This is a genomic window from Streptomyces sp. rh34, assembly GCF_002551245.1.
Taxonomy (GTDB): Bacteria; Actinomycetota; Actinomycetes; order Streptomycetales; family Streptomycetaceae; genus Streptomyces.
In genome coordinates this window covers 1-2,560 of the sequence record NZ_NTGZ01000471.1, presented here as the reverse complement: position 1 = coordinate 2,560, position 2,560 = coordinate 1, and the positions used below count along the sequence as shown (strand labels likewise).

Below are 2,560 nucleotides of genomic sequence, written 5' to 3'. Positions count from 1 at the left end.
CCTTGCCAGCCCGCTCAGAGATGTGTATAAGAGACAGGGCGAGGACCGCGCGGGCCGACCCGGGGCCGTGGTGCCGCACGCCCAGGAGCCAGGGACCGGCGGCCGCGCGGGGCCCCGGCTCAGGTGTTCCGGTCGCCGTCGCCGTTTCGGTCGCCGTCCCGGTTGCCTTTTCGGTCGCCGTGGCTCCTCCGGTCGCGGCCGCCCTCGCCGTCCCGGCGGGGCTCGTCATGCGGTTACCTCGCGGCAGGCGCGGTAGAAGTCCTTCCAGCCGTCCCGCTCGCGGACCACGGTCTCCAGATACTCCTGCCAGACCACCCGGTCCGCCGCCGGATCCCGGACGACCGCGCCGAGGATCCCGGCCGCGACGTCCCCGGGGCGCAGGACGCCGTCGCCGAAGTGGGCCGCGAGCGCGAGGCCGTTCGTGACGACGGAGATCGCCTCCGCGGTGGAGAGCGTGCCGGAGGGGGACTTGAGCTTGGTCCGGCCGTCGGTGGTCACCCCGTCGCGCAGCTCGCGGAAGACCGTCACCACGCGCCGGATCTCGGTCAGGCCCTCCGGCGCCGCGGGCAGGTCCAGCGAGCGGCCGATCTGGTCGACCCGCCGCGACACGATGTCGACCTCGGCGTCCGGGGTGGCGGGCAGGGGCAGCACGACGGTGTTGAACCGGCGTCGCAGCGCGCTGGACAGCTCGTTGACGCCGCGGTCCCGGTCGTTGGCCGTGGCGATGAGGTTGAAGCCGCGGACGGCCTGGACCTCCTGCCCCAGCTCGGGGACGGGGAGCGTCTTCTCGGACAGGATCGTGATCAGCGAGTCCTGCACGTCGGCGGGGATGCGGGTCAGCTCCTCGACCCGGGCGGTCATGCCCTCGGACATCGCCCGCATCAGCGGGCTGGGGACCAGGGCGTCGCGGCTGGGGCCGTGGGCGAGCAGCTGCGCGTAGTTCCACCCGTAGCGGACGGCTTCCTCGGGCGTCCCGGCCGTGCCCTGCACGAGCAGCGTCGAGTCACCGCTGACCGCGGCGGCGAGGTGTTCGGACACCCAGGTCTTGGCCGTACCGGGAACGCCGAGCAGGAGCAGCGCCCGGTCGGTGGCGAGCGTGGTCACGGCCACCTCGACCAGGCGGCGCGGGCCCACGTACTTCGGCGTGATCACCGTGCCGTCCGGCAGGGTCCCGCCCTGCAGATAGGTGGCGACGGCCCAGGGCGACAGCCGCCAACGGGCGGGCCTCGGGCGGTCGTCGGCGGCTTCGAGCGCCTTCAGCTCGTCGGCGAACGCGTCCTCGGCATGCGGGCGCAGCACCTCGGCGCCCGCCTCCGACGCGATGGCCGCGGTGGTTTCGGACACGGTCATGGATCCCCCTCCAGATCGGTCGACCTGATGTGGTTCCCACCGTGCACCATGCCACTGACAACGGGCCCTGACCGCTGGTCAGAGCCCGTCCGTGAGCACGTGGAACCGGCTGGGTCGCCCCCGCCGGACCCCACTCGGCCGGTCAGCCGGTCAGCCGGTCAGCCGGTCAGCCGGTCAGCCCACGATCGGCGACACCGCGACGCAGCCGCCGGCCGTGAGCATGCCCTCCCCCTTCGCCTCCTTGATGACCTTGCCCTTGTAGGTGATGGAGCAGGTGACGTCGGCGCCGCCCGCGTCCACGGCCATCGGCATGACGGCGGGCGGCATGATGCCGCGCAGCTCGACGGTCTTCTTCCACGGCAGGGTCGGCGCGGTGACGGTCTCCAGCTCGGGCTCCATGGCCTTGCCGCCGCCCCCGTGGTACGTGATCTCGTCGACGCCCTTGCCGGTGACCTCGTACGTGACCTCGTACTTCTCATCCACGGTCGTGTCGACCGCCTCGCCGACCGCCTCGTCGACCGACTCGGCCGAGCAGGCGCCGAGGCCGAGCACGAGACCGGCGATCGCGAGCGCGTGGGCAGCGGCGCGCACGGGGCGGGTGGTTCTGGAGGCGGGTGCGGTGCGGATGGTGCGGTTCATTCCGGGATCCCCCCTGGATCGGACCGGGCACGGATCTGTTCCGTACGCGGAGATCGCAGAGAAACGCAGGCGAATGGCAAAGTCAAATCCCGCTCGGGGCGGCTGCTTCGCAGGTCGGAGGGGATTGTCAGTGGCGCCCCCTACCGTCGGGGACATGCTGCTATCTCACGGGGGAGAGCCCTCGCCCACCGGTGGACCGGTGGCGCGCTGGACGGTGGAACAGGTGCTGGCACTGGCTCCTGACGACGCTTCACGCAGAGCGGGCACACGGCTCGGCGCGGCCGGACCGTGGACCGGCACGGGCCGTGATGCCGTGGGCGCGGTGTGGGGCCTGTGCAAGGGGAGCGGGAGCACGCCGTACCGGACGGTGGTCGACACCACCGGCCCGGCCTACTCCTGCAGTTGCCCGAGCCGGAAGTTCCCGTGCAAGCACGCGCTGGGGCTGTTGCTGCTGCGGGCCTCCGACGACACCGCGGTCCGGCCGGGCGAGCCGGCCGACTGGGCCGTGACGTGGATCGAGGCCCGGCGCGGACGCGTGGTTGAGAAGGGCGGGCCCGCCGCGGGCGGCGGT

At 72.9% G+C, this 2,560-nt stretch carries 4 protein-coding genes; 1 reads left to right on the top strand and 3 read right to left on the bottom strand.

What is annotated here, in order from left to right; all coding sequences use genetic code 11:
- From CR470_RS38965 to CR470_RS37325, 3 genes are all read right to left on the bottom strand, one after another.
- Positions 1-229, bottom strand: a 229-nt coding sequence (locus tag CR470_RS38965) for a hypothetical protein (protein ID WP_143663981.1), incomplete at its 3' end; no start/stop codon positions are given.
- On the bottom strand, positions 226-1,350 hold the full coding sequence (locus CR470_RS37330) for an ATP-binding protein (RefSeq protein ID WP_097872163.1): 1,125 nt from the start codon (positions 1,348-1,350) through the stop codon (positions 226-228). The genes CR470_RS37330 and CR470_RS38965, both read right to left, overlap by 4 nt.
- A gap of 174 nt (positions 1,351-1,524) precedes the next feature.
- On the bottom strand, positions 1,525-1,989 hold the full coding sequence (locus tag CR470_RS37325; RefSeq protein ID WP_097872161.1) for a hypothetical protein: 465 nt from the start codon (positions 1,987-1,989) through the stop codon (positions 1,525-1,527).
- Between the two features lie 154 nt (positions 1,990-2,143).
- Here CR470_RS37325 and CR470_RS37320 point away from each other — a divergent pair.
- Positions 2,144-2,560 (top strand): SWIM zinc finger family protein (locus tag CR470_RS37320; protein ID WP_143663980.1); only part of this gene is annotated, 417 nt, incomplete at its 3' end.